The organism is Pseudomonas sp. 1912-s, assembly GCF_029269205.1.
Lineage (GTDB): Bacteria > Pseudomonadota > Gammaproteobacteria > Pseudomonadales > Pseudomonadaceae > Aquipseudomonas.
Map to the genome: position 1 here is coordinate 48,007 of NZ_JARIXR010000013.1, position 25,521 is coordinate 73,527.

A 25,521-nucleotide genomic window follows, 5' to 3' on the forward strand; every position below is an offset into this window, starting at 1 on the left:
CGGTCAATCACAGGATAATGCGGCATCTTTTTAGCCGGCCTGCAGCAATGGGTCGACTCGATATGCTTGCTTGTTTGGCCGCCTTAGCCTGACAACCCTGGAGTGTCTGGTTTGATCGTCTTCCGTTATCTGTCCCGCGAAGTCCTGTTGACCCTGAGTGCCGTGAGTGCGGTATTGCTGGTCATCATCATGAGTGGTCGCTTCGTCAAATATCTCGCCCAGGCTGCCTCGGGCGCCCTGGATCCGGGCTCGCTGTTCCTGATCATGGGCTTTCGCCTGCCAGGTTTCTTGCAACTGATCCTGCCATTGGGCCTGTTTCTCGGGATCCTGCTGGCTTATGGTCGCTTGTACCTTGAAAGCGAAATGACCGTACTGTCGGCCACCGGCATGAGCCAGCAACGTTTGCTGGCCATGACCATGGTTCCTGCCACCGGTATCGCGCTGGTCGTGGCCTGGTTGAGCTTGAGCCTGGCACCCCAGGGAGCCTTGCAGTTCCAGTTGGTGCTCAATAAACAGGACGCCATGACCGAATTCGACACCCTGGAGCCGGGCCGCTTTCAAGCGCTCAACGACGGCACCCGGGTGACCTACACCGAACAACTGTCGGATGACCGTGCCAACCTGGGCGGCGTGTTCATCTCCCAGAAAAACCTCGGCCAGAACCAGAAAGACCGTGGCATTTCGATCTTGGTGGCCGACAGCGGCCGGCAGGAAGTGCGTCCGGACGGCAGCCGTTACCTGATCCTGGAAAACGGCTATCGCTATGACGGCAGCCCCGGGCAGGCCGATTACCGCGCAATCAAATACGACACCTATGGCGTGATGCTGGCCCGGCCGGATGTCAGCGACGAAGTCACCGACCGTGACGCGATCCCGACGCCAGACCTGATCGGCAGCAAGGAACTGCGCTCGATTGCCGAGCTGCAATGGCGGATTTCCCTGCCGCTGCTGGTGTTTATCGTGACCTTGATGGCCGTGCCGCTGTCCCGGGTCAACCCGCGCCAGGGCCGCTTCCTCAAGCTGTTGCCGGCGATCCTGCTGTATATGGCTTACCTGACCATCCTGATTTCCGCCCGCGGCTCCCTGGAGAAGGGCAAGCTGCCGCCCGCCCTTGGGCTGTGGTGGGTCCACGGGATCTTCCTGGCGATTGGCCTGGGCCTGCTTTATTGGGAACCGTTGCGCTTGAAGATGCAGAGTCGTCGCAGCATGAAGGAGATGGCTCGTGGTTAAGCTCGACCGCTACATTGGTAGCAGCGTCCTGGTCGCAATCCTTGCGGTATTGGGCATTATTCTGGGTTTGGCCTCGTTGTTCGCCTTCATTGACGAGGTCGGCAACGTCAGCGATACCTACACCGTCACCGACGTTCTGAGCTACGTGGCGCTGACCGCGCCCCGTCGTCTCTACGACATGATGCCGATGGCTGCGCTGATCGGCTGCCTGATCGGCCTGGGCAGCCTGGCCAGCAACAGCGAACTGACCATCATGCGTGCGGCGGGTGTTTCCATCGGCCGCATCGTGTGGGCGGTCATGAAGCCCATGCTGTTGCTGATGGTGGTCAGCGTGCTGATCGGCGAATACGTGGCGCCTCCGGCCGAATCCACGGCCCAGGCCAATCGTGCCCTGGCCCAGGGCTCGGGTGATGCCCAGAGCTCCAAGCATGGCCTGTGGCACCGCCAGGGTGAGGAGTTCATCCACATCAACGCCGTGCAACCGGGCGGCCTGTTGGTCGGTGTCACGCGCTACCACTTCGATAAAGAACGTCACCTTCTGTCGTCCAGCTTCGCCAAACGTGCGCAGTACGCCGACGAAAAGTGGCAACTGAGCGAGGTGAGCACCACCTATTTCCGCGATATCGGCAAGGGCGCGGCGTCGAGCACCGAAGTGATCAATGTGCCGACGGAGCAGTGGGATATTTCCCTCAAGCCTGAATTGCTGAACACCGTGGTGATGATCCCCGAAAGCCTGCCGATCTCAGGCCTGTGGGGTTATATCCACTACCTCAAGGACCAGGGCTTGAACAACGGTCGTTACTGGCTGGCATTTTGGGTCAAGGTGTTGCAGCCGTTGGTGACCGCTGCGCTGGTACTGATGGCGATCTCGTTCATCTTCGGCCCGCTGCGCTCGGTAACCCTCGGTCAGCGCGTGTTTACCGGCGTATTGGTGGGGTTCACCTTCCGTATTGCCCAGGACCTGCTGGGGCCATCCAGCCTGGTATTCGGCTTCTCGCCGCTGTTTGCGGTGCTGGTGCCGACCGCGATCTGCGCCGTGGCCGGCTTCTGGCTGTTGCGCCGGGCCGGTTGAGCCCGCGCTTATGAACAAAAAATGCCCCGCTCGAACGATCGGGGCATTTTTGTTCTTGGTCACCATGGATGACGTCTGGTCTGCGCATCAGGTACAATTCCCGGCTATTTTTCAGCGGGCAGTCTGCCTGCAGCCTTTTTGAGTGTTGATCCGTGAGTGATTTGAGTCATATCCGCAATTTCTCCATCATCGCCCACATTGACCATGGCAAGTCGACGCTGGCCGATCGATTCATCCAGATGTGCGGCGGCCTTGCCGAGCGTGAAATGGAAGCCCAGGTGCTGGACTCCATGGACCTCGAGCGCGAGCGCGGGATCACCATCAAGGCCCACAGCGTTACTCTGTATTACACCGCCAAAGACGGTATCAAGTACCAGCTCAACTTCATTGACACCCCGGGCCACGTCGACTTCACCTATGAAGTCAGCCGTTCGCTTGCGGCCTGTGAAGGTGCGTTGCTGGTGGTGGACGCGGGCCAGGGTGTTGAAGCCCAATCCGTAGCCAACTGCTACACCGCCATCGAGCAAGGCCTGGAAGTGATGCCGGTGCTGAACAAGATCGACCTGCCACAGGCCGATCCGGACCGCGTCAAGGAAGAGATCGAGAAGATCATCGGCATTGACGCCACCGACGCCGTCGAGTGCAGCGCCAAGACCGGCCTGGGCGTCGACGAAGTGCTTGAGCGCCTGGTCAAGACCATTCCAGCCCCCACCGGCAACTACGAAGATCCGCTGCAAGCGTTGATCATCGACTCCTGGTTCGACAACTACCTGGGTGTTGTTTCCCTGGTACGCGTGCGCCACGGCCGTGTGAAGAAGGGCGACAAGATCCTGGTCAAATCCACCGGCAAGATCCACCTGGTGGACAGCGTCGGTGTTTTCAACCCGAAGCACACCGCAACCGCTGATCTGAAAGCCGGTGAAGTGGGCTTCATCATCGCCGGTATCAAGGACATCCACGGTGCACCGGTAGGTGACACCCTGACCTTGAGCTCCACCCCTGACGTCGACGTGCTGCCAGGCTTCAAACGCATCCAGCCGCAGGTTTACGCCGGCCTGTTCCCGGTCAGCTCCGACGACTTCGAGGATTTCCGCGAAGCCCTGCAGAAGCTGACCCTCAACGACTCGTCGTTGCAGTACACCCCGGAAAGCTCCGACGCCCTGGGCTTCGGCTTCCGCTGTGGTTTCCTGGGCATGCTGCACATGGAAATCATCCAGGAGCGCCTCGAGCGCGAATACGACCTGGACCTGATCACCACCGCGCCGACGGTTATTTTTGAGCTGGCGCTGAAAACCGGTGAAACGATTTACGTCGACAACCCGTCCAAGCTTCCGGATCTGTCTTCCATCGAGGACATGCGCGAACCGATCGTGCGGGCCAATATTCTTGTGCCGCAAGAGCACCTGGGCAACGTCATTACCCTGTGTATTGAAAAGCGTGGCGTACAACACGACATGCTCTTCCTCGGTACCCAGGTGCAAGTGACCTACGATTTGCCGATGAACGAAGTGGTCCTCGACTTCTTTGACCGTCTCAAATCCACCAGCCGCGGCTATGCTTCGCTGGATTACCATTTTGATCGTTACCAATCAGCTAATCTGGTGAAGCTGGATGTGCTGATCAACGGCGACAAGGTGGATGCCCTGGCGCTGATCGTGCACAAGGACAACGCGCACTACAAAGGTCGCCAGTTGACCGAAAAGATGAAAGAACTGATTCCGCGCCAGATGTTCGACGTCGCGATCCAGGCCGCCATTGGCGGGCAGATCATTGCACGGACCTCCGTCAAGGCACTCAGAAAGAACGTACTGGCCAAATGCTATGGCGGCGACGTCAGCCGTAAGCGCAAGCTGCTCGAGAAGCAAAAGGCCGGTAAAAAACGCATGAAGCAAGTGGGCAACGTGGAAATTCCACAAGAAGCCTTCCTTGCGGTGCTCAGGTTGGATAGTTAGGTCCTATGTCACTAAATTTCCCGCTGTTGCTGGTCATCGCCGTTGCCGTTTGCGGTCTATTGGCGTTGCTCGATCTGGTGTTCTTCGCCCCGCGTCGCCGGGCAGCCATCGCGTCCTATCAGGGCAGCGTCAGCCAGCCCGATGTGGCGGTGATCGAGAAACTGAACAAAGAGCCAATGCTGGTTGAATACGGCAAGTCGTTCTTCCCGGTGTTGTTCATCGTGCTGGTGTTGCGTTCGTTCCTGGTGGAGCCGTTTCAGATCCCTTCGGGCTCGATGAAACCTACCCTGGACGTGGGCGACTTCATCCTGGTGAACAAGTTTTCTTACGGGATCCGCTTGCCGGTGATCGACAAGAAAGTGATCGAGATCGGTGACCCGCAGCGCGGCGATGTGATGGTGTTTCGCTACCCAAGCGACCCGAACGTCAACTACATCAAGCGTGTAGTGGGCCTGCCGGGCGACGTGATTCGCTACACCAGCGACAAGCGCCTGTTCGTCAACGGCGAGTCGGTGGCAGAAAAACTGATCGGTTCCGAGCCAAACACCCTGGGCAGCGCCGAGCTGTACCAGGAGAAACTCGGAGCGGTAGAGCACGAAATCCGCAAGGAAATGAGCCGCTACCGTTCGCCGCCTGACAACCAGTGGACAGTGCCTGCCGGGCACTACTTCATGATGGGCGACAACCGCGACAACTCCAATGACAGCCGCTACTGGGATGACCCCAATATTCCCAAGGACCTGCTGGGCATGGTCCCCGACCAGAATATCGTCGGCAAGGCCTTCGCGGTCTGGATGAGTTGGCCGGAACCCAAGCTCAGCCACCTGCCGAACTTCTCGCGGGTAGGGCTGATCAAGTAATCCATGCGGCGCTGTGAACACAGCGCCGAATGCTTTTCTGGGGCTTGGACAAAGTCCGGCTCCATGCAGCAACCACCAGGATTTGAATTTGAACACAGCGTTAATCGTCGCAGGCCACCGGTGCCTCGAACTGAATGTGGGTAAACCGTGAGCGTTTCTCTAAGCCGTCTCGAGCGTCAGCTCGGCTACACCTTCAAGGATCAGGAATTGATGATCCTTGCCCTCACACACCGCAGTTTTGCCGGGCGTAACAACGAGCGCCTGGAATTCCTCGGTGATGCCATCCTCAATTTCGTCGCCGGTGAAGCCCTGTTCAATCGCTTCCCCCTGGCCCGCGAAGGCCAGTTGTCGCGCTTGCGTGCGCGCCTGGTGAAAGGTGAGACCCTGGCCGTACTGGCCCGTGGTTTCGACCTGGGTGATTACCTGCGCCTGGGCTCCGGCGAGTTGAAGAGCGGCGGTTTCCGTCGCGAGTCGATCCTGGCCGACGCCCTTGAAGCGCTGATCGGCGCGATCTACCTCGATGCGGGCATGGAAGCGGCCAAAGAGCGCGTCGTCGCCTGGCTGTCGACCGAGATCGAAAGCCTGACGCTGGTAGACACCAACAAAGACCCCAAGACCCGCCTGCAGGAATTCCTGCAGTCCCGTGGTTGCGACCTGCCGCGTTACGAAGTGGTGGATATCCAGGGTGAGCCGCATTGCCGAGTCTTCTTCGTCGAATGTGAAATCACCTTACTGAATGAAAAAAGCCGAGGTCAGGGTGTGAGCCGTCGTATTGCCGAACAGGTAGCGGCCGCTGCAGCACTGATTGCCCTGGGCGTGGAGAATGGCCATGACTGATTCAACCGCAACTCGCTGTGGCTATGTTGCCATCGTCGGCCGTCCGAACGTGGGCAAGTCCACGTTGCTGAACCACATCCTGGGACAGAAGCTGGCGATCACTTCGCGCAAGCCTCAGACCACCCGCCACAACATGCTGGGCATCAAGACCGAAGGCGCCGTCCAGGCGGTGTACGTTGATACCCCGGGCATGCACAAAGGCGGCGAAAAGGCCCTTAACCGCTACATGAACAAAACCGCTTCGGCGGCGTTGAAAGACGTCGACGTGGTGATCTTCGTGGTCGACCGCACCAAGTGGACCGACGAAGACCAGATGGTTCTGGAGCGCGTGCAGTACGTCACCGGCCCGTTGATCGTCGCGTTGAACAAGACCGACCGTATCGAAGACAAAGCCGAGCTGATGCCGCACCTGAGCTGGCTGCAGGAACAACTGCCGAACGCCCAGATCATGCCGATCTCGGCCCAGCACGGGCACAACCTCGAAGCCCTGGAGCGTGTGATCGCCGGTTACCTGCCGGAGAACGAGCACTTCTTCCCGGAAGACCAGATCACCGACCGCAGCAGCCGTTTCCTCGCCGCCGAACTGGTACGCGAGAAAATCATGCGCCAGATGGGCGCCGAGCTGCCGTACCAGATCACCGTCGAAATCGAAGAGTTCAAGCAGCAGGGCAAGACCTTGCACATCCACGCGCTGATCCTCGTTGAACGTGACGGCCAGAAGAAAATCATCATTGGTGACAAGGGCGAGCGCATCAAGCGCATCGGCACCGAAGCGCGCAAGGACATGGAATTGCTGTTTGATTCCAAGATCATGCTCAACCTGTGGGTGAAGGTTAAGGGTGGCTGGTCTGATGATGAGCGTGCGTTGCGTTCGTTGGGTTACGGCGACCTGTAAGCCCTGACCGGATTTGTGGGTGAGGGGCTTGTTGTGGCGAGGGGGCTTGTCCCCCGTTGGGCTGCGAAGCAGCCCTAAAAGCAAACAATAAGGTCTTTCTGAAAGACTGCAGCTACTTTGTTTGGGGCTGCTGCGCAGCCCAACGGGGGACAAGCCCCCTCGCCACAGGAAAAGCTCCCGTCTCATGTCCTCCACCCCACCCACCGGCCAACCCGCCTACGTCTTGCACAGCCGCGCCTACCGCGAGACCAGCGCCCTGGTGGACTTCCTCACACCCCAAGGACGTCTGCGCGCTGTCTTGCGCAGTGCGCGCGGCAAGGCCGGCACCCTGGCGCGGCCCTTTGTGGCCCTGGAAGTGGAGTTTCGCGGACGCGGTGAGCTGAAGAACGTCGGCCGCATGGAGGCCGCCGGTGCCTCCAACTGGCTCAACGGTGAGGCGCTGTTCAGCGGCCTCTACCTCAACGAATTGCTGATTCGCCTGCTCCCCGCCGAAGACCCGCACCCCGGCGTCTTCGATCATTATGCCGCCACCTTGCTCGCCCTCGCCGAAGGCCGCCCTTTGGAGCCGCTGCTGCGCGCGTTCGAATGGCGCCTGTTGGACGACCTTGGCTACGGCTTCGAATTGAGCAGCGACTTGCACGGCGACCCCATCGCCGCCGACGGCATGTACCGCCTGCAAGTCGACGCGGGCCTGGAGCGTGTCTACCTGCTGCAACCCGGCCTGTTCCAGGGCACCGAGTTGCTGGCCATGAGCGAAGCCGACTGGACCGCCCCCGGCGCGTTGTCCGCCGCCAAGCGCCTGATGCGCCAGGCCCTGGCCGTGCATTTGGGCGGTCGGCCATTGGTCAGTCGCGAGTTGTTTCGAAAGCCCTGACATCCCCGTGTATGCTGTGCAGCGATTCCTTCCCTCTTCAGGAGCGCTTTTCGTGACCACCAGCAATCGCATTCTTCTCGGCGTGAACATCGACCACGTAGCCACCCTGCGCCAGGCCCGGGGCACCCGTTACCCGGACCCGGTCAAGGCCGCGCTGGACGCCGAAGAAGCGGGTGCCGACGGCATCACCGTGCACCTGCGCGAAGACCGCCGCCACATCCAGGAACGCGACGTACTGCTGCTCAAGGACGTGCTGCAAACCCGCATGAACTTCGAAATGGGCGTCACCGAAGAAATGATGGCATTCGCCGAGCGCATCCGCCCGGCGCATATCTGCCTGGTGCCGGAAACCCGCCAGGAACTGACCACCGAAGGCGGCCTCGATGTGGCCGGCCAGGAAGCGCGGATCAAGGCCGCCGTGGAACGCCTGTCGAAGATCGGCAGTGAAGTCTCGCTGTTCATCGACGCCGACGAGCGCCAGATCGAAGCCTCGCGCCGTGTCGGTGCCCCGGCCATCGAACTGCACACTGGCCGTTACGCCGACGCCACCACGCCGACCGAAGTCGCTGATGAATTGCAGCGCATCATCGACGGCGTCAAATGCGGCCTGGGCGAAGGCCTGATCGTCAACGCCGGCCACGGCCTGCACTACCATAACGTCGAAGCCGTGGCTGCGATCAAGGGCATCAACGAGCTGAACATCGGCCATGCGCTGGTGGCCCATGCGCTGTTCGTCGGATTCAAAGGCGCCGTCGCCGAGATGAAAGCCTTGATTCTGGCTGCTGCCAAACATTAAAAAATCGCTGAAGATCCAATGTGGGAGCGGGCTGTGGTGAGGGGGCTTGTCCCCCGTCGGGTTCACCACAGATTGATGGGGCTGCTTCGCAGCCCAACGCGGGGCAAGCCCGCTCACCACAGCAAGCCCGCTCCTACATGTGGCAATGCGAACCCTTACTGTTTAGGTGATGCCGGTGTATGGTATCTGCCCTTTGCGGGTCTCGGACCCGCGGCAGATACGTGAGGTTGTTGTGTCCCAATCGTTTTCCCGTCGACAAATCCTGGGTGGTCTTGCCGGTCTTGCCGTGGTGGGCGTCGGTGCCGGTGGCGCCTACCGCTATTGGCTGGGCAAAGTCGCCGAGGCCGAGGCGGGGCACGATTACGAGTTGATCGCCGCACCGCTGGACGTGGAATTGGTGCCGGGGCACAAGACCCAAGCCTGGGCCTTCGGCCCTTCGGCGCCGGGCACCGAGTTGCGAGTGCGCCAGGGTGAATGGCTGCGGGTGCGGTTTATCAACCACCTGCCGGTGGCCACTACCATCCATTGGCACGGCATTCGCCTGCCGCTGGAAATGGACGGCGTGCCGTACGTCTCGCAACTGCCGGTGCTGCCGGGCGAATACTTCGACTACAAATTCCGCGTGCCCGATGCCGGCAGCTACTGGTATCACCCCCACGTGAACAGCAGCGAAGAGCTGGGCCGTGGCCTGGTGGGCCCGCTGATCATCGAAGAGCGCGAACCCACCGGTTTCAAACACGAACGCACCCTGAGCCTGAAAAGCTGGCACGTGGACGAAGAGGGCGCCTTTGTCGCCTTCAGCATTCCCCGCGAAGCAGCCCGGGGCGGCACCGCCGGGCGCCTGTCGACCATCAATGGCGTGTCCCAGGCGGTGATCGATTTGCCGGCCGGGCAGATCACCCGGGTGCGCCTGCTCAACCTCGATAACACCCTGACCTATCGCATCAACATCCCCGACGTTGAAGCGCAGATCTATGCCCTGGACGGCAATCCCGTCGAACCGCGCCCGTTGGGCAAGGAATACTGGCTGGGCCCGGGCATGCGCATTTGCCTGGCGATCAAGGCGCCTCCCGCCGGTGAAGAATTGTCGATCCGCAACGGGCCGGTGCGCCTGGGCACCTTCCGCTCGGTGGCCAGCACCGACGCGCCCACCGAGTGGCCGCCCGCGCTGCCCGCCAACCCGATTGCCGAGCCGGACCTGGCCAATGCCGAGAAACTCAACTTCAATTTCGAATGGGTTGGATCGGTCTCGGTGAACGTGGACAATGGCAAGCCACCGAGCCTGTGGCAGATCAACGGCCAGGCCTGGGACATCACCGACAAGACCTGCGCCGACCGCCCGATCGCCAAGCTTGAAAAGGGCAAGAGCTACATTTTCGAATTGAAGAACATGACCCAGTACCAACACCCGATCCACCTGCACGGCATGAGTTTCAAGGTCATCGCCTCGAACCGCCACAAGGTGATTCCGTACTTCACCGACACCTACCTGCTGGGCAAGAACGAACGTGCCCGCGTAGCGCTGGTGGCGGATAACCCGGGTGTCTGGATGTTCCACTGCCATGTGATCGACCACATGGAAACCGGCCTGATGGCCGCCATCGAGGTGGCGTAATGCGCCAGTTTCGCCCCACGGCGATTATCGACCGCAGTCGCGATCAGGACTTCATGCGTGAAGCGCTGGCCCTGGCTGCCCAAGGCGCGGCATTGGGTGAAGTGCCGGTGGGCGCGGTACTGGTTCAGGATGGGGAAATCATCGGGCGCGGCTTTAACTGCCCCATCAGTGGCAACGACCCCAGTGCGCATGCCGAGATGGTCGCGATCCGCGCGGCCGCCCAGGCCGTGAGCAATTACCGGCTGCCGGGCAGTACGCTGTACGTCACGCTGGAACCGTGCAGCATGTGCGCCGGGCTGATCGTGCATTCACGGATTGCCCGGGTGGTGTACGGCGCGCTGGAGCCAAAGGCGGGGATCGTGCAAAGCCAGGGGCAGTTTTTTACCCAGGGCTTTCTCAATCATCGGGTGCTGTATGAGGGCGGGGTGTTGGCCGAAGAGTGCGGGACGGTGTTGAGCGAGTTTTTCAAGGCACGTCGCGCCAAAGGCTGACGCGATACCCTGTGGCGAGGGAGCTTGCTCCCGTTGGGCTGCGTAGCGGCCCCAAAATCTGGGGAGCGCTGCGCACTCCAGCGGGAGCAAGCTCCCTCGCCACAACAGCAGTCTTATTTCTTCAACACAACAGTAGTCTTATTTCTTCGCGACTATCACCGCACGCATCGGTGCCGGCAGCCCTTCGACGGTCTTGCTGTGATCCTCAGGGTCCAGGAAGTCGCTGAGGGACTGGTACTTCATCCACTCCGTGCCGCGCTGTTCCTCGATCGTGGTCACGCTCACATCCACACAACGCACATCGCTGAAGCCGGCACGGCGCAGCCACAGCATCAGCGCCGGCACCGACGGCAGGAACCACACGTTGCGCATCTGCGCGTAGCGGTCTTCCGGCACCAGCACTTGTTGCTGATCGCCCTCAACCACCAACGTTTCCAACACCAGTTCGCCACCCTTTACCAGGCAATCCTTCAGCGCCAGCAAATGCTCGATGGGCGAACGACGGTGATAAAACACGCCCATGGAAAACACCGTGTCGAAGCCTTCCATATTCGGCGGCAGGTCTTCAAACGGGAACGGCAGGTGCCAGGCCTTCGGTGCTGACAGGTAGCGTTGCACCGCCTGGAACTGGCAGAAGAACAGCCAGTTCGGGTCGACGCCAATCACGCTGTCGGCCCCGGCGCCGAGCATGCGCCACATGTAGTAACCGTTGCCGCAACCCACATCGAGAATGCGCTTGCCCTTGAGGTCCAGGTGCGGCGCGACCCGCGACCATTTCCAGTCCGAACGCCATTCGGTATCGACGTGCACGCCGAACAGATCGAACGGGCCCTTGCGCCACGGGCACAGGCCCATCAGCGCGGTACGCATTTGCGCGCGGGTGTCGTCGTCGCAATCGGTGTCGAGCACCAGGCCGTTCAGCAGGTCGATTTCGCTGGGCATGATCTTCGGCAGCGCGTCCAGCGCGCTTTGCCAGCGTTCCAGGTCGCCGTGACCCTTTTCCATCTTTGCATCGAGTTGCGCTTGCAGGCCCTGGGCCCATACGGCCAGGGGAGTGCCGACCAGATGGCGGGCGAGGGGAGACAGATCAATCATGGCAAGGCAATCAACGAGGCAAAGTTAAGACACTGGAACCACGGCACGACTTTCGAGAACCCGGCCGCCAGCAGGCGCTCGCGGTGTTCTTCGAGGCTGTCGGGCTTCATGACGTTTTCGATGGCGCTGCGCTTCTGGGCGATTTCCAGTTCGCTGTAGCCGTTGGCGCGTTTGAAGGCGATGTGCAAATCGGTGAGCAGTGCGTGTTCTTCCGAATCATTGAAGCGCAGCTTTTCCGAAAGGATCAACGCGCCGCCCGGCAGCAACGATTGGCGAATCCGCCCCAGCAGCGCCAGGCGTTGTTCGGGGGCGATAAATTGCAGGGTGAAGTTCAGCGCCACCACCGAGGCCGGCTGGAATTGCAGGGCGAGGATATCGCCCTCGATAACGTCCACCGGCAGCAACTCCTGGAACATCGAGTCCTGGCCGTTGAGGTATTCGCGGCAACGCTCGACCATCGCCGCCGAGTTATCCACAGCGATCACCCGGCAACCGTCGGTGCGCACGTGACGGCGCAAGGCCTGGGTCACGGCGCCGAGGGACGAACCGAGGTCGTAGAGCACGCTATTGGGCTGGGCAAATTGCGCCGCGAGTACGCCGAGATTCTCGACGATGGTCGGGTAACCGGGCACCGAGCGCTTGATCATGTCCGGGAAAACCCGCACCACGTCTTCGTTGAAGGCGAAGTCCGGCACCTGGTGCAGGGGCTGGGCGAATAGGCGATCGGGTTCTTTGCTCACGGCTGTTCCGGCGACGAGGGGGAAAAGGCCGGCATTTTAGCCAAATTGGCCTTCGGATGCGCGGGTTGTCTGATGGAACGCCGATGCGGTAATGCCCCACTGCCCCAGCCAGTAACTGACGATCAGCAAATACGGCGCCGCTTCAAACGCCACCACGAACCGATTGATCCCGATCAGCGTGTCGGAAAACACGAACAACGCCGCACCTGCGGCCGCCAGGTACGCCGAGCGCTGGGGCACTGCGCTGCCCAACCGTGCCAGCGCTCGCCACAGCATCGCGCTGATCACCAGCGCATACACCACCACCGGCACCAGCAATGGGCCCAGGCCATGGGAAATCAGGATGCTCAGCAAGATCGCGCCCACCACCAGCGCCAGTACCAGCGGCAAAATCGCCGGGCGACGGCAGTCGCTCAAGTAGGCTTTCAGGTACGCCAGGTGCGCGAACAAAAACGCACCGAGGCCGAAGATGAACAGGTCGCCGGGCCACGCCAGCAGCACGTCGCCCACCAGGGAAAAAATCAGCCCGAGGCTGATCCAGCGTCGATAGTCGGTGGGCGGCGCATCATGCAGCCACCCCAACAGCGCCAGCACCGGCAATGGCTTTACCAACAGGCAGAGCAGGGTGGCGTGGGTGCTCAGGCCGTAGATAAAGGTCACCGCCCCCATCAACGCAAGGATCATCCATGGCATATCAGTTCACCGTAATGGCGCAGTCGAAGGTTTCGGCCGGTTCTGCTTCCGGCTCCCAGGGTTGTTGTGAGGTGAGGCGCAGCCGGCCCTGGCCCGCATTGAAGGCCTGGAAACGCCAGGTGGATTGACCGCCACTGCCGACCACGCCGGTGTCTTCGGTGTTGCTGTAGACCTCGGGGCTCAGGCTGCGCAGCACGCCGCCGGCCGAGTCCTGGATGGCCCAGCGGTAACCGGTGGTGGGGTTGCTGGGCAGGGTCAGGATCAGGTTTTGCCCGGTTTTGAGTTGAAGGGGGCAAGCGCTCTGTTTTTCCACGGTGACGTTTTGCTTCGGCGCACTGGCACAGGCGGCGAGCAGGCAAAGGCTCAGGGGGAGAAGCAGGCGGGCAGCGGTCATGGGGGCTCCGTTGTTTGGCGACGAAGGGCGAGCATAACCGAAGATGAGACAAGGTGTGACAGGAAGGCAAACACCACTTAATAGTGGTGAGTGAGTTTATTGTGGTGAGCGGGCTTGCTTGTGGTGAGCGGGGCAAGCCCGCTCACCACAGGGGCCAGTTCAGGCGCTACATAATGGTCAGAACAACACCTTCGCCACATCCGCAAAGCGCTTGGCAAAGTGCACCGTCATGCCTTCCTTCAGGTACTCCGGCAATTCCTCAAAACTCCCGCGATTGGGCTCCGGCAAGATCAACTCGTGAATCTTCTGGCGCCGCGCCGCAATCACCTTCTCGCGCACCCCGCCAATCGGCAGTACATGCCCGGTCAACGTCAGTTCGCCGGTCATGGCCACGCCTTTTTTCGGCGGCTGGTTACGCGCCAGCGACAGCAGCGCACTGGCCATGGTCACGCCCGCGCTCGGGCCGTCTTTCGGTGTGGCGCCTTCCGGCACGTGCAGGTGCACGAAGGCTTCGTCGAAGAACTTCGGGTCACCGCCAAACGACTTCAGGTTCGAGCTGATGTAGCTGTAGGCAATCTCGGCCGACTCCTTCATCACGTCGCCCAGTTGCCCGGTGAGCTTGAAGCCCCGGTTGAGCGTGTGAATGCGCGTCGCCTCGATCGGCAAGGTCGCGCCGCCCATGCTGGTCCAGGCCAGGCCAGTAATCACGCCGGTGCCCGACAGCACCTGTTCGTTACGGAACACCGGCATGCCCAGGGAAGCTTCCAGGTCCTTGTTGCCGATCTTGATCACCGAGTCCGGCTCATCCAGCAGCTTGACCACGGCCTTGCGCACCAGTTTGCCCAGCTGTTTTTCCAACTGGCGCACACCGGCTTCGCGAGCGTAACCGTCGATCAGGGCGCGCAGGGCGCCGTCGCTGATGGACAGGCTGTTTTTCGACACGCCGGCTTTTTCCAACTGCTTGGGCCACAGGTGGCGTTTGGCGATGGCGACTTTTTCTTCAGTGATATAGCCCGACAGGCGAATCACTTCCATCCGGTCCAGCAACGGGCCGGGGATTGAGTCCAGGGTGTTGGCGGTGCACACGAACAGCACTTTGGACAGGTCCAGGCGCAGGTCCAGATAGTGGTCGAGGAATTCGACGTTCTGTTCCGGGTCCAGGGTTTCGAGCAGGGCCGACGCCGGGTCGCCCTGGTAGCTCTGGCCCATCTTGTCGATCTCGTCGAGCATGATCACCGGGTTCATCACTTCGACGTCTTTGAGCGCTTGTACCAGCTTGCCCGGCATGGCGCCGATGTAGGTGCGGCGATGGCCCTTGATCTCGGCCTCGTCACGCATGCCGCCGACGCTGAAGCGGTAGAACGGCCGGCCGAGGGACTCGGCAATCGATTTGCCCACGCTGGTCTTGCCCACGCCCGGCGGGCCTACCAGCAACACGATGGAGCCGGCGACTTCGCCTTTATAGGCGCCCACCGCGAGGAATTCGAGGATGCGACTCTTGATGTCGTCCAGGCCGGCGTGGTGTTTATCGAGCACCTTGCGGGCGTGCTTGAGGTCGAGCTTGTCCTCGCCATACACGCCCCACGGCACCGAGGTGGCCCAGTCCAGGTAGTTGCGGGTGACCGCGTACTCCGGCGAACCCGTCTCCAGGATCGACAGCTTGTTCATTTCTTCGGTGATGCGTTTCTGCGCCTGGGTCGGCAGAACCTTGTCCACCAGGCGTTGTTCGAACTGCTCGACGTCGGCGCTGCGGTCGTCCTTGGTCAGCCCCAGCTCTTGCTGGATGACCTTGAGTTGTTCCTTGAGGAAGAACTCGCGCTGGTGCTCGCCGATCTTGCGGTTCACCTCGGCGGATATTTCTTTTTGCAGGCGCGCGACTTCGACTTCCTTGCGCAGCATCGGCAGGACTTTTTCCATGCGCTTGAGCATGGGCACGCAGTCCAGCACTTGCTGCAGCTCGGTGCCGGTGGCCGAGGTGAGGGCGGCGGCGAAGTCGGTCAGCGGCGACGGGTCGTTGGGGCTGAAGCGGTTGAGGTAGTTCTTCAGTTCTTCGCTGTACAGCGGGTTGAGCGGCAGCAGTTCCTTGATCGCATTGATCAGCGCCATGCCGTAGGCCTTGACCTCGTCGGTCGGCTGGGTCGGCTGATGCGGGTATTCGACCTCCACCAGGTACGGTGGGCGGTGGTGCTTGAGCCAGGTCTTGATCCGCACGCGGGTCAGGCCCTGGGCGACGAATTGCAGCTTGCCGTTTTCACGGCTGGCGTGATGCACCTTCACCAGGGTGCCGTACAGCGGCAGGCTGGAGGTGTCGAAGTGGCGCGGGTCTTCAGGTGGCGTTTCCATGAAGAACAGGGCAAGGGAGTGGTGCTCGGATTTGCTCACCAGTTCCAGGGTTTCGGCCCACGGCTCTTCATTGACGATCACCGGCAACACTTGCGCCGGGAAGAAAGGCCGGTTGTGGATCGGGATGATGTAGACCTTGTCGGGCAGGTTTTGCCCAGGCAGCGCCAAGCCAGTGTTGGCGGAAGTGTGTTCAGCGTTTTCCGGGTCGGCGTAGTCGTCGAGGTCGATGTCCGGGAATTCTTGCTGGTCGCTCATGGGGCACCTGCATAAGGAAGTATGCAGGTTAGATGGGGCGGGTCGGCAGTGGTTTCAATGGGCGAGGGTAGTTAGCAACAAATTGCACACTATTTTCGAAACGCTGCTGGACCAATGTGGGAGCGTTTCGTCAGCTGAGTTTGTGCAGGTAGGCCGGCAACGGCTGTTCGGGCAGCACCGACAGCACCTTCAACCGTTGCAACATGCGCTGCCGGGCCCGTTGCAGGTGCTCGCGCAGGTTCAGCGCGGCGGCGTCGAAGGCGCCGTGCAGCAGCAGCTCAAGGATCAGCCGGTGCTCGGCCAGCATCGCCGGATCGGCGCCGATACCCAGCAGCCGGTAGAAAATCCGGCTGATGATCATCGGGCTCTGCCCCTGGCGGATCAGCGCGGCGATCTTGCGGTTTTGCAGGCCCGCGAGGCAGTGCTGGTGCAGGTCTTCCTCGATCTGCTCGATCTCTTCCAGGCTGCAATGGGCGCTGTTCTGCGCGTCGAGCACGCGCTGCAACATGGCTTGCAGCAGGTCGCGGTCGAGGTTCGGCGCGCTCTGGCGCAGGGCTTCGGGCTCCAGGCAGGCGCGCAGTTCGTAGTCTTCGGTGACTTCCCGGGCGGTCAGCGGCCCGGCCAGCCATTGGGAATAGGGTTCTTTTTCCACCAGGCCACGGTCCCGCAGGCGCATCAGGGCTTCACGCACCACCGCGCGGCTGACGTTGTAGTGCTCGGCGGCGGCCTGTTCGTCGAGGCGGTAATGGCCGAAAGCGATGCAGGTCGACAGCGCTGCGCCGATTTCCTCGACGATGCGCTCCCCCAGTGGCCGGGTGTCCACCAGCTCATCTTCACCGTTGAGGCCCAGGTGCGCGTGGCTCAAGGGCAGTCGCAGCGGTTCCAGGTCCAGGCCTTCGGGGTTGATCAGGTAGCCCCGGCCATCGAAGCGGCAAATCAGCCCTTCGTCATGCAACAGGTTCAGGGCCTTGCGCACCGGCACCCGGCTGGTGCCGAACAGCTCGGCCAGCGGCGCTTCCAGCAACACCAGGCCATGACGGGCAGTGCCGTGGGTGATGGCGTCGCGCAAAACCTGGTGAATCATCGCGTAACGGGAAGCCGAGGCTGACACTGCTTTCATCGGGTTCTCTGGAGCAAACGGGTCGGTGGCCGGGGATTCTCTCATAGTTGCGCCTGTCACTCTGCGCCACGTCGGTGGCACTTTTTTGGGGCCTTCAGAGGGTGGTTGTTACTTTTTTGCACCAAAATGTATTTATTAATAAAAGATACATTATTTCATTGTGGCCGAGTATTGAGCGCCGCCGAATATTTCTTTTGATGTCAACAACCCATCTATCCCGTGGGTCTGACCCAAAGTGCCAGATGCTTCAAACATCACCCCTGAGAGACTGGCACGAAAGCTGCCTTTGTAAAATGTACATTTTATTAATATGTACGTTTTCAGAAGGTCATTCCCATGTCAGACGCCACTTCACTGGCCGAGGATTTCGCCAGCGGTCGCAGCGACCCGGTGCACGCCCTCGAACAGGCACTCGCTCGCGCGAGCCAGGCCCCCAGCGTATTCATCTCCCTGACCGCCGAGCGCGCCCGGCGTGAGGCCGAAGCGTCGGCTGCCCGCTGGCGTGCCGGCCAGCCTTTGAGCGTGTTCGATGGCGTGCCCCTGGCCTGGAAAGACCTGTTTGATGTGGCCGGCAGCATTACCACGGCAGGCGCGGCCCATCGTCGCGACGCGCCGGCGGCTTTGCTGGACGCGCCGAGTGTAGGCCTGTTGTGCCGCGCCGGGATGGTCAGCGTGGGCAAGACCAACCTCAGCGAGCTGGCGTACTCCGGCCTAGGCCTTAACCCGCACTTCGGCACCCCGCACAATCCCCGTGGCATCGATCAACCGCGGATCCCCGGTGGTTCGTCGTCGGGCTCGGCGGTCGCCGTGGCGGCCGATATCGTGCCGATCGCCATGGGCACCGACACCGCGGGCTCCATCCGTATTCCTGCGGCACTGAATGGCGTGGTGGGTTATCGCAGCAGTTGCCGGCGCTACAGCCGCGACGGCGTTTTCCCGCTGGCCCATACCCTCGACAGCCTCGGCCCGCTGACTCGCAGCGTGCGCGATGCGCTGGCCATTGATGATTTGCTCAACGGTCGCGACCAGCGCCAGCCACGCCAGGCCCGCAGCCTCAATGGCCAGCGTTTTTGGGTTGAACAAAGTGTGCTGGAAGACGCTCGCGTCGAGCCCGGCGTACGCAACAACCTGTTGTATTGCGTGGACCGATTGAAAGCCGAAGGCGCGCTGATTGATGTGCGTCCCTTGAAGACCTTCCAGGCCACCCTTGACCTGATCCAGCACCAGGGCTGGCTCGGCTCCTTCGAAGCCTTCGCGCTCCACGAAGCCCTGCTCGACAGCCCCGACGCCAGCCAGCTCGACCCTCGCGTACGCCGTCGCCTTGAAGCGGCCCGCGCGCTGCCGGCCAGCCAACTGCTGGCGTTGTATGAAGCGCGCCGGCGCCTGCAACAGCAGCTTGTCGACGAGCTCGACGGCGCGATTCTCATCACTCCCACCGTGGCCCACGTGGCCCCGGCCCTGGCGCCACTGGAAGCCGACGATCAACTGTTCGTCAGCACCAACCTCGCCACCCTGCGCCTGACCATGCCCGGCAGCTTGCTGGACATGCCCGGCGTCAGCCTGCCCAGCGGCCGCGATGCCCTGGGCCTGCCCACCGGCCTGCTGCTCAGCGCCCCCAGCGGCGAAGACGCGCGCCTGCTTCGGGCTGCCCTGTCAGCCGAAACAGCACTCATTTTTTAAGGAGACACATCATGGCTAAAGACATCCTCTGTGCATTTGGCGTCGACGTTGACGCGGTCGCCGGCTGGCTCGGTTCCTATGGCGGCGAAGACTCCCCGGACGACATTTCCCGTGGCCTGTTCGCCGGTGAAATCGGTGCGCCACGCCTGCTCAAACTGTTCGAGCGCTATGGCCTGCGCACCACCTGGTTTATCCCCGGCCACTCGATGGAAACCTTCCCCGAGCAAATGAAGGCGGTCGCCGACGCCGGCCACGAAATCGGTGTGCACGGCTACAGCCATGAAAACCCGATTGCGATGACGGCCGAGCAGGAAGAAATCGTCCTCGACAAGTCCATCGAACTGATCACCAACGTCACCGGCAAACGCCCCACCGGCTACGTCGCGCCATGGTGGGAATTCAGCAAGGTCACCAACGAGCTGCTGCTGAAAAAAGGCATCAAGTACGACCACAGCCTGATGCACAACGACTTCCACCCCTACTACGTACGCAAGGGCGACAGCTGGACCAAGATCGACTACAGCCAGCACCCCGACACCTGGATGAAACCCCTGGTGCGCGGCGAAGAAACCGACCTGGTGGAGATCCCGGCCAACTGGTACCTCGACGACCTGCCGCCGATGATGTTCATCAAGAAAGCCCCCAACAGCCACGGCTTCGTCAACCCGCGTCACCTGGAAGAAATGTGGCGCGACCAGTTCGACTGGGTCTACCGCGAGCACGAGCACGCGGTGTTCACCATGACCATCCACCCCGACGTGTCCGGCCGCCCGCAAGTGCTGCTGATGCTTGAGCGCCTGATCGAACACATCCAGAGCCATGCCGGCGTGCGCTTCGTCACCTTCGACGAAATCGCCGATGACTTTATCCGCCGCCAACCGCGTACCTGATACCTGTAACCAACCCCTGGCCAACCTCCCGAGGCGCGATTCATGTCTATCTACAACAAGCTTGATCTGACTGGCTGGAAACCCCGGCAACTGACGCCCAAGGAAGTGCGTTTCGCCACCTGGATCGCGTTTTTCGCCTGGGTGTTTGCGGTGTATGACTTCATTCTTTTCGGCACCTTGCTGCCGGAAATCGGGCGGCACTTTAACTGGGGTGAAGTGGAGCAAGCGGAGATTGCGACATGGGTGGCGGTAGGCACCGCCGTGGTCGCGCTGGCCATCGGTCCGATCGTGGACAAACTGGGCCGGCGCAAAGGGATTATTTTCACCGTGGCCGGTTCGGCGATCTGCTCGGCGCTGACCGCCATTGGCGGCGCGTGGGGCAAGTCGTCGCTGATCCTGATCCGTTCGCTGGGCGGCCTGGGGTATGCCGAGGAAACCGTCAACGCAACCTATCTGAGCGAGCTGTACGCCGCCTCCGATGACCCGAAACTGGCCAAGCGTCGCGGCTTTATCTACAGCCTGGTGCAGGGCGGCTGGCCGGTGGGCGCGCTGATTGCGGCGGGGTTGACCGCGCTGTTGCTGCCGGTGATTGGCTGGCAGGGCTGCTTTGTGTTTGCGGCGATCCCGGCGATTGTCATTGCGGTCATGGCGCGCAAGCTCAAGGAGAGCCCGCAGTTCCAGATTCACCAGCGCATCAGCGAGCTGCGCAAAAGCGGCTCGGTGAAAGAAGCGCAGAACGTCGCCGTGACCTACGGCGTGGACTATGACGAACACAGCAAGGCCGGCCTCAAGGCCGCATTCCGTGGCCCGGCCCGCCGTGCAACCCTGGTGATTGGTGCGGCGCTGCTGCTCAACTGGGCGGCGATCCAGGTGTTCAGCGTGCTGGGTACATCGGTGATCGTCAGCGTGCACCACATCTCGTTCGAGAACTCGCTGATCATCCTCGTGCTGTCGAACCTGGTGGGTTACTGCGGTTACCTCAGCCACGGCTGGATGGGCGACAAGATTGGTCGGCGCAACGTGATCGGCCTGGGCTGGATGCTCGGCGGGCTGTCGTTTGCCGGGATGCTGTTTGGCCCGAGCAACATGGCGATGGTGGTCGGGCTCTACAGCCTGGGCCTGTTCTTCCTGATCGGGCCGTACTCGGCGGCGCTGTTTTTCATCAGCGAAAGTTTTCCCACCAGCATCCGTGCCACCGGCGGCGCGATCATTCATGCCATGGGGCCGATTGGTGCGGTGGTCGCCGGGTTTGGCGCGACCCAAGTGTTGTCGGCCGGCAGTGACTGGCAGACCGCCGCACTGTGGTTTGGCGCAGTGCCGTGCTTTTTGTCCGGTGCACTGATGTTTGCCGCACGCCATGTGCGTCCGGAAACCGTCCAGTAAGGAGTCAGTTGATGAGTCGTAAAGTTGCGTTGATTACCGGTGCCGCCAGCGGCATCGGCCAGGCCCTGGCGGTGGCGTATGCCCGCAGCGGCGTGGCGGTGGTGGGCGGCTATTACCCGGCCGATCCCCACGACCCGCACCACACCGTTTTACAGGTGGAAGAAGCCGGCGGTGAATGCCTGATGCTGCCGCTGGACGTGGGCGACACCGCCTCTGTGGATAACCTGGCCGCGCAGGCGATCCAGCATTTTGGCCGCCTCGATTACGCGGTGGCCAACGCAGGATTGTTGCGGCGTGCGCCGTTGCTGGAAATGACCGACGAGCTGTGGAACGAGATGCTCAACGTCGACCTGACCGGGGTGATGCGCACCTTCCGGGCGGCGACCCGGCACATGCAGGAAGGCGGCGCGCTGGTGGCTATTTCGTCGATTGCCGGTGGCGTGTATGGCTGGCAGGACCACGCGCACTACGCAGCGGCCAAGGCCGGAGTGCCGGGCTTGTGCCGGTCGCTGGCGGTGGAATTGGCGCCGCTGGGGATTCGCTGCAATGCGGTGATTCCGGGGTTGATCGAGACGCCGCAGTCGCTGGATGCGAAGAACTCACTCGGCCCGCAAGGGCTGGCGAAAGCCGCGCGGGCGATTCCGCTGGGCCGGGTAGGGCGGGCGGATGAAGTGGCGTCCCTGGTGCGGTTCTTGACCAGTGAGGAATCGAGTTACCTGACCGGGCAGAGCATTGTGATTGATGGTGGGTTGACCGTGCGCTGGCCGGACTAACCCACGCAGCGTGGAAATGAAGGCTTAAGCGGTGAGGGCTTGTTGTGGCGAGGGGGCTTGTCCCCCGTTGGAGTGCGCAGCGCTCCCGCTTTTTTGGGGCTGCTGCGCAGCCCAACGGGGGACAAGCTCCCTCACCACAGGTCCAGTGTTGTCATCAGGAGTTTTTTGTATGTCCCAACTGCATAACCGCCGCGCCGTGATCACCGGCGCCGGCAGCGGCATCGGTGCCGCCATCGCCCGCGCCTACGCCGTCGAAGGCGCGCGCCTGTTATTGGCCGACCGCGACGCCGCAACCCTCGCCGAAACCGCCATCACCTGCCGCAACCTCGGCGCCGAAGTCCTCGAATGCGTGGCCGACGTCGGCACCGTCGACGGCGCCCGGGCCAGTGTCGATGCCTGCGTCGCCCACTACGGCGGCATCGATATCCTGGTCAACAACGCCGGCATGCTGACCCAGGCCCGTTGTATCGACCTGACCATGGACATGTGGAACGACATGCTGCGCATCGACCTCACCAGCGTCTTCGTCGCCAGCCAGCGTGCGTTGCCCCACATGATCGCCCAGCGCTGGGGCCGGATCATCAACGTCGCCTCGCAACTGGGCATCAAGGGCGGTGCCGAGCTGACGCACTATGCGGCGGCCAAGGCCGGCGTCATCGGCTTCACAAAATCCCTGGCGCTGGAGGTAGCCAAGGACAACGTGCTGGTCAACGCCATTGCGCCCGGGCCGATTGAGACGCCGTTGGTAGGCGGCATCAGCGACACCTGGAAACGCGCCAAGGCCGCCGAGTTGCCCCTGGGCCGTTTCGGCCTGGCAGACGAAGTGGCGCCCACCGCCGTGCTGTTGGCCAGTGAGCCCGGCGGCAATCTGTTCGTTGGCCAGACCCTGGGCCCGAACTCCGGCGATGTCATGCCATGAGCGGGCACTAAGCATGTGCGGACTCTGCGGCCTGCTGGGTGAAGACCTGCACTGGAGCGATCCGCTGGGCGATGAACTGCCGCGCCGGCGCGAACGCCTGCGCCGAATCGCGGCGATCAATCAGGTGCTGGCGGTGTTCCGGCTCAAGGTCGAAGACTTCCAGGGCGCGTCCTATCTGCTGATGGGCGCCACGGGCAAACAGGAACTGGCCAGCGGCCTGGATCAACTGTGGCGGGCGGCGGAGGCCATGCTCGGTCGGCCGCTGGACCCGTTGGACCCGCGCCTGCTGGATCATCTGGAACTGTAGGAGCCCGGCTTGCCGGCGATGGCGTCCTTCATATCGCCATCGCCGGCAAGCCGGGCTCCTACAGGGGCATCATTGAGGTAGAAATATGAGCATCGCTCTAAACGTCATCACCGGGTTCCTCGGCAGCGGCAAGACCACCTTGCTCAAGCGCCTGCTGCAAGGCGAAAGCCTCGGCGATACGGCGTTGCTGATCAACGAATTCGGCGATGTTGGCATCGACCATCTGTTGGTGGAAGAAGTGGCGCCGGACACGGTGCTGCTGCCCAGCGGTTGCGTCTGCTGTTCGATTCGCGGCGAGTTGAAAGACGCCTTGCTCGGCCTGTTGCAGCGCCGCGAGCGCGGCGAGATTCCCGCCTTCAAGCGGGTGATCCTGGAAACCACCGGCCTGGCCGACCCGGCGCCGATCCTCGCCACCTTGAACAACGACGTTCAACTGCGCGGGCGCTTTCATATCGGCCTGGTGGTGACGTTGGTAGACGCCAGTCACGCTGCCTTGCAAGAACGCCTGCACCCGGAATGGCTGGCGCAGGTGGCCGCCGCCGATCGCCTGCTGTTGAGCAAGACCGACCTGGTCGAAGACTGCGACTCGCTGCGCGCGCACTTGCAGGCACTGAACGCCGGTACGCCGATCCTCAATACCTGCGATATCGACAGCGGTGAACAACTGCTGCTCGGCGAAGGCCTGCGCAGCGCCGAACCGGCGGCGGAAGTCAGCCGCTGGAAACTCCATCAAACCACCGCCGCCAACCATGGCGCGGCGCAGGTCTGTTGCCTGACCTTCGATCAGCCGCTGGATTGGGTCGGCTTCGGGGTCTGGTTATCGATGCTGTTAAGATGCCACGGCGAACGTATTCTTCGCGTCAAAGGACTGCTCAACGTGAACGCAAGTTTGGCTCCCATCGTTATCCATGGCGTGCAGCATTGCCTGCATGCACCGGTTCACCTGCCTGCCTGGCCGGGAACCGACCGGCAATCGCGCCTGGTGTTTATCCTGCGTGGCCTCGACCCCGCGTTGCTGCGCCGCTCCTTTGAAGTGTTCTCCAGAAGGTTCGCCGCATGATCACGCTTCGCGTCCTCGGCACGTCGGTGACCTTGCTGGAAACCTTGCGTGTGCGCGCCGAACAGGAACTGGGCATTCGCCTGGTGTACCAGGTGCACGACGTCGAGCAGGCCCAGCGCATCGCGGTGATGCAGCCCGACAGCTACGACCTCTACGACCAGTGGTTTCACAACGTCGACTTCGTGTGGCCGGCGCGGGCGATCCAGCCGATCGACACCCGGCGCATCGCGCTGTGGCACGAAATCAACGACCTGCCCAAGCGCGGCCGCCTGTCTGCCAACGACCGCCTGGGCAGCGGCAGTGTGCCCAGCGAGCGCTTGTTCGTGCAGCACGACGGCAGCCTCGGCAGCACCGTCACCGAACGCATCAGCATGCTGCCCCTGACCCACAACGCCGACAGTTTTGCCTACCGTCCCGAGCGCCTGCCCGAGGGGTTCAACCGCGCCAACGAGAGCTGGGGCTGGCTGCTGGACCCGGCCTGGGGCGCGCGTACCGCACTGCAAAGTGACGCCGCCATCGGCGCCCTCGACGCCGCGCTGGCGGTGCAGGGCGCGGGGCTGGCAAGCTTCAAGGACATCGGCAACATGAGCATCGAAGAGATCGATGTGCTCGCCGATATCCTGGTGCGCAAGCAGAAGGAAGGGCACTTCGCGGCGTTCTGGTCTGACGACGAAGAAGCGGCGCAACTGATGCTCAGCCCGAGCATCGACATCCAGAGTTTGTGGTCTCCGACCTTGATGCGCCTGCACCGGGCCGGGGTAAAATACCGCCTGGCGGTGCCCCGTGAAGGCTATCGCGCCTGGTTCGGCGGGTTGTCATTGTCGCGCCATGCCAAGGGCCCGGTGCTGGACGCGGCCTATGCCTACCTCAACTGGTGGCTGTCCGGCTGGCCTGGCGCGGTGATGGCGCGCCAGGGTTATTACATTGGCAACCCGGCCCGCAGCCGCGATCACCTGAGCAGTGCCGAATGGGACTACTGGTACGCCGGCCTGCCCGCGCGGGAAGAGCTTTTGGGCAGCGACGGCTTGCCGCTGATCGATGTGGGCGAAGTGCGCGACGGCGGCTCCTATGAGCAGCGCATGGGGCATATCGCGGTGTGGAACTCGGTGATGGACGAGCACAACTACCTGGTGCGGCGCTGGGGCGACTTCATGCGGGCGCGGACGTAAGTACAGCGCTATGTCGCCAAATTAATGGCACTGAAGTTCCCGTATTTATTGGGTGCACTTCTGCTCTTGCACAGCTAA

At 62.1% G+C, this 25,521-nt stretch carries 24 protein-coding genes; 18 read left to right on the top strand and 6 right to left on the bottom strand.

Translation table 11 applies throughout. The annotated features are described in order from the left end of the window. The first annotated feature begins 111 nt into the window (after window positions 1-111). From lptF to tadA, 10 genes are all read left to right on the top strand, one after another. The gene (gene lptF, locus P3C29_RS17545; protein ID WP_010176934.1) at window positions 112-1,230 is read left to right on the top strand and encodes an LPS export ABC transporter permease LptF; all 1,119 of its coding nucleotides are present in this window, start codon (window positions 112-114) and stop codon (window positions 1,228-1,230) included. Further along, entirely contained in the window at window positions 1,223-2,302 is a 1,080-nt protein-coding gene (gene lptG / locus P3C29_RS17550; RefSeq protein WP_275965032.1) for an LPS export ABC transporter permease LptG, read from the top strand. Before lptF ends, lptG begins: the two co-directional genes overlap by 8 nt. 152 nt (window positions 2,303-2,454) lie before the next feature. Beyond that, window positions 2,455-4,254: a translation elongation factor 4 gene (gene lepA / locus P3C29_RS17555; protein WP_029616179.1), complete on the top strand. Its 1,800-nt coding sequence runs from the start codon at window positions 2,455-2,457 to the stop codon at window positions 4,252-4,254. Between the two features lie 5 nt (window positions 4,255-4,259). Continuing rightward, window positions 4,260-5,114, top strand: coding sequence for a signal peptidase I (lepB, locus tag P3C29_RS17560; protein WP_003210437.1), 855 nt, complete (start codon window positions 4,260-4,262; stop codon window positions 5,112-5,114). Window positions 5,115-5,261: 147 nt separating this feature from the next. Beyond that, a complete protein-coding gene (gene rnc, locus P3C29_RS17565) occupies window positions 5,262-5,951 on the top strand; it encodes a ribonuclease III (protein WP_003210434.1) in 690 nt (229 codons plus the stop codon). Further along, window positions 5,944-6,846: a GTPase Era gene (era, locus tag P3C29_RS17570; RefSeq protein ID WP_003210432.1), complete on the top strand. Its 903-nt coding sequence runs from the start codon at window positions 5,944-5,946 to the stop codon at window positions 6,844-6,846. Before rnc ends, era begins: the two co-directional genes overlap by 8 nt. A 184-nt stretch (window positions 6,847-7,030) precedes the next feature. Beyond that, window positions 7,031-7,720: a DNA repair protein RecO gene (gene recO / locus P3C29_RS17575; RefSeq protein WP_201121692.1), complete on the top strand. Its 690-nt coding sequence runs from the start codon at window positions 7,031-7,033 to the stop codon at window positions 7,718-7,720. A gap of 52 nt (window positions 7,721-7,772) precedes the next feature. Further along, window positions 7,773-8,516 carry a pyridoxine 5'-phosphate synthase gene (gene pdxJ / locus P3C29_RS17580; RefSeq protein ID WP_010176930.1) on the top strand — a complete coding sequence of 248 codons (744 nt, stop codon included), beginning with the start codon at window positions 7,773-7,775 and terminating at the stop codon, window positions 8,514-8,516. 232 nt (window positions 8,517-8,748) lie between these two features. Then, window positions 8,749-10,131, top strand: coding sequence for a multicopper oxidase family protein (locus P3C29_RS17585; RefSeq protein ID WP_201121690.1), 1,383 nt, complete (start codon window positions 8,749-8,751; stop codon window positions 10,129-10,131). Continuing rightward, complete coding sequence (gene tadA / locus P3C29_RS17590; protein ID WP_010176928.1) at window positions 10,131-10,622, top strand: tRNA adenosine(34) deaminase TadA; 492 nt, start codon at window positions 10,131-10,133, stop codon at window positions 10,620-10,622. Before P3C29_RS17585 ends, tadA begins: the two co-directional genes overlap by 1 nt. Window positions 10,623-10,760: 138 nt before the next feature. Here the strand turns inward: tadA and cmoB are convergent, their stop codons facing one another. The 6 genes from cmoB to P3C29_RS17620 form a co-directional block, all read right to left on the bottom strand. Further along, window positions 10,761-11,717 carry a tRNA 5-methoxyuridine(34)/uridine 5-oxyacetic acid(34) synthase CmoB gene (cmoB, locus tag P3C29_RS17595; RefSeq protein WP_201121688.1) on the bottom strand — a complete coding sequence of 319 codons (957 nt, stop codon included), beginning with the start codon at window positions 11,715-11,717 and terminating at the stop codon, window positions 10,761-10,763. Further along, a complete protein-coding gene (gene cmoA, locus P3C29_RS17600) occupies window positions 11,714-12,457 on the bottom strand; it encodes a carboxy-S-adenosyl-L-methionine synthase CmoA (RefSeq protein WP_275965033.1) in 744 nt (247 codons plus the stop codon). The genes cmoB and cmoA overlap by 4 nt, the downstream gene beginning before the upstream one ends. A 36-nt stretch (window positions 12,458-12,493) precedes the next feature. Next, window positions 12,494-13,150, bottom strand: a complete 657-nt coding sequence (locus P3C29_RS17605; RefSeq protein WP_275965034.1) for a lysoplasmalogenase — start codon at window positions 13,148-13,150, stop codon at window positions 12,494-12,496. A gap of 1 nt (window position 13,151) precedes the next feature. Then, window positions 13,152-13,544 (bottom strand): protease inhibitor I42 family protein, encoded by a 393-nt coding sequence (locus tag P3C29_RS17610; protein WP_010176924.1) that lies wholly within the window; start codon window positions 13,542-13,544, stop codon window positions 13,152-13,154. 177 nt (window positions 13,545-13,721) lie between these two features. Next, the gene (gene lon / locus P3C29_RS17615) at window positions 13,722-16,142 is read right to left on the bottom strand and encodes an endopeptidase La (protein WP_010176923.1); all 2,421 of its coding nucleotides are present in this window, start codon (window positions 16,140-16,142) and stop codon (window positions 13,722-13,724) included. A gap of 130 nt (window positions 16,143-16,272) precedes the next feature. Then, the gene (locus tag P3C29_RS17620; protein ID WP_010176922.1) at window positions 16,273-17,262 is read right to left on the bottom strand and encodes a GntR family transcriptional regulator; all 990 of its coding nucleotides are present in this window, start codon (window positions 17,260-17,262) and stop codon (window positions 16,273-16,275) included. A gap of 336 nt (window positions 17,263-17,598) precedes the next feature. On the opposite strand from P3C29_RS17620, the gene P3C29_RS17625 reads away from it, so the two are divergent. The 8 genes from P3C29_RS17625 (at window position 17,599) to P3C29_RS17660 (ending at window position 25,443) form a co-directional block, all read left to right on the top strand. Continuing rightward, on the top strand, window positions 17,599-18,942 hold the full coding sequence (locus P3C29_RS17625) for an amidase (protein ID WP_275965035.1): 1,344 nt from the start codon (window positions 17,599-17,601) through the stop codon (window positions 18,940-18,942). Window positions 18,943-18,953: 11 nt separating this feature from the next. After that, window positions 18,954-19,832: a polysaccharide deacetylase gene (locus P3C29_RS17630; RefSeq protein ID WP_010176920.1), complete on the top strand. Its 879-nt coding sequence runs from the start codon at window positions 18,954-18,956 to the stop codon at window positions 19,830-19,832. 42 nt (window positions 19,833-19,874) lie between these two features. Further along, entirely contained in the window at window positions 19,875-21,215 is a 1,341-nt protein-coding gene (locus P3C29_RS17635; RefSeq protein ID WP_010176919.1) for an MFS transporter, read from the top strand. An 11-nt stretch (window positions 21,216-21,226) separates the two neighbouring features. Further along, window positions 21,227-21,988, top strand: a complete 762-nt coding sequence (locus tag P3C29_RS17640; protein WP_275965036.1) for an SDR family NAD(P)-dependent oxidoreductase — start codon at window positions 21,227-21,229, stop codon at window positions 21,986-21,988. A 169-nt stretch (window positions 21,989-22,157) separates the two neighbouring features. Then, window positions 22,158-22,907, top strand: coding sequence for an SDR family NAD(P)-dependent oxidoreductase (locus P3C29_RS17645; RefSeq protein ID WP_275965037.1), 750 nt, complete (start codon window positions 22,158-22,160; stop codon window positions 22,905-22,907). 13 nt (window positions 22,908-22,920) lie between these two features. After that, window positions 22,921-23,214 (top strand): hypothetical protein, encoded by a 294-nt coding sequence (locus P3C29_RS17650; RefSeq protein ID WP_201121678.1) that lies wholly within the window; start codon window positions 22,921-22,923, stop codon window positions 23,212-23,214. Window positions 23,215-23,299: 85 nt separating this feature from the next. Next, entirely contained in the window at window positions 23,300-24,274 is a 975-nt protein-coding gene (locus P3C29_RS17655) for a GTP-binding protein (RefSeq protein WP_275965038.1), read from the top strand. Next, window positions 24,271-25,443, top strand: coding sequence for a PotD/PotF family extracellular solute-binding protein (locus tag P3C29_RS17660; RefSeq protein WP_010176914.1), 1,173 nt, complete (start codon window positions 24,271-24,273; stop codon window positions 25,441-25,443). The genes P3C29_RS17655 and P3C29_RS17660 overlap by 4 nt, the downstream gene beginning before the upstream one ends. Window positions 25,444-25,521 lie beyond the last annotated feature (78 nt).

Bases quoted from the DNA above. Each gene is read 5' to 3' on its own strand.
- lepB (WP_003210437.1), top strand. From the start codon at position 4,260: ATGTCACTAAATTTCCCGCTGTTGCTGGTCATCGCCGTTGCCGTTTGC.
- era (WP_003210432.1), top strand. From the start codon at position 5,944: ATGACTGATTCAACCGCAACTCGCTGTGGCTATGTTGCCATCGTCGGC.
- recO (WP_201121692.1), top strand. From the start codon at position 7,031: ATGTCCTCCACCCCACCCACCGGCCAACCCGCCTACGTCTTGCACAGC.
- tadA (WP_010176928.1), top strand. From the start codon at position 10,131: ATGCGCCAGTTTCGCCCCACGGCGATTATCGACCGCAGTCGCGATCAG.
- cmoB (WP_201121688.1), bottom strand. From the start codon at position 11,717: ATGATTGATCTGTCTCCCCTCGCCCGCCATCTGGTCGGCACTCCCCTG.
- P3C29_RS17605 (WP_275965034.1), bottom strand. From the start codon at position 13,150: ATGCCATGGATGATCCTTGCGTTGATGGGGGCGGTGACCTTTATCTAC.
- P3C29_RS17610 (WP_010176924.1), bottom strand. From the start codon at position 13,544: ATGACCGCTGCCCGCCTGCTTCTCCCCCTGAGCCTTTGCCTGCTCGCC.
- lon (WP_010176923.1), bottom strand. From the start codon at position 16,142: ATGAGCGACCAGCAAGAATTCCCGGACATCGACCTCGACGACTACGCC.
- P3C29_RS17620 (WP_010176922.1), bottom strand. From the start codon at position 17,262: ATGAAAGCAGTGTCAGCCTCGGCTTCCCGTTACGCGATGATTCACCAG.
- P3C29_RS17625 (WP_275965035.1), top strand. From the start codon at position 17,599: ATGTCAGACGCCACTTCACTGGCCGAGGATTTCGCCAGCGGTCGCAGC.
- P3C29_RS17630 (WP_010176920.1), top strand. From the start codon at position 18,954: ATGGCTAAAGACATCCTCTGTGCATTTGGCGTCGACGTTGACGCGGTC.
- P3C29_RS17635 (WP_010176919.1), top strand. From the start codon at position 19,875: ATGTCTATCTACAACAAGCTTGATCTGACTGGCTGGAAACCCCGGCAA.
- P3C29_RS17640 (WP_275965036.1), top strand. From the start codon at position 21,227: ATGAGTCGTAAAGTTGCGTTGATTACCGGTGCCGCCAGCGGCATCGGC.
- P3C29_RS17645 (WP_275965037.1), top strand. From the start codon at position 22,158: ATGTCCCAACTGCATAACCGCCGCGCCGTGATCACCGGCGCCGGCAGC.
- P3C29_RS17650 (WP_201121678.1), top strand. From the start codon at position 22,921: ATGTGCGGACTCTGCGGCCTGCTGGGTGAAGACCTGCACTGGAGCGAT.
- P3C29_RS17655 (WP_275965038.1), top strand. From the start codon at position 23,300: ATGAGCATCGCTCTAAACGTCATCACCGGGTTCCTCGGCAGCGGCAAG.
- P3C29_RS17660 (WP_010176914.1), top strand. From the start codon at position 24,271: ATGATCACGCTTCGCGTCCTCGGCACGTCGGTGACCTTGCTGGAAACC.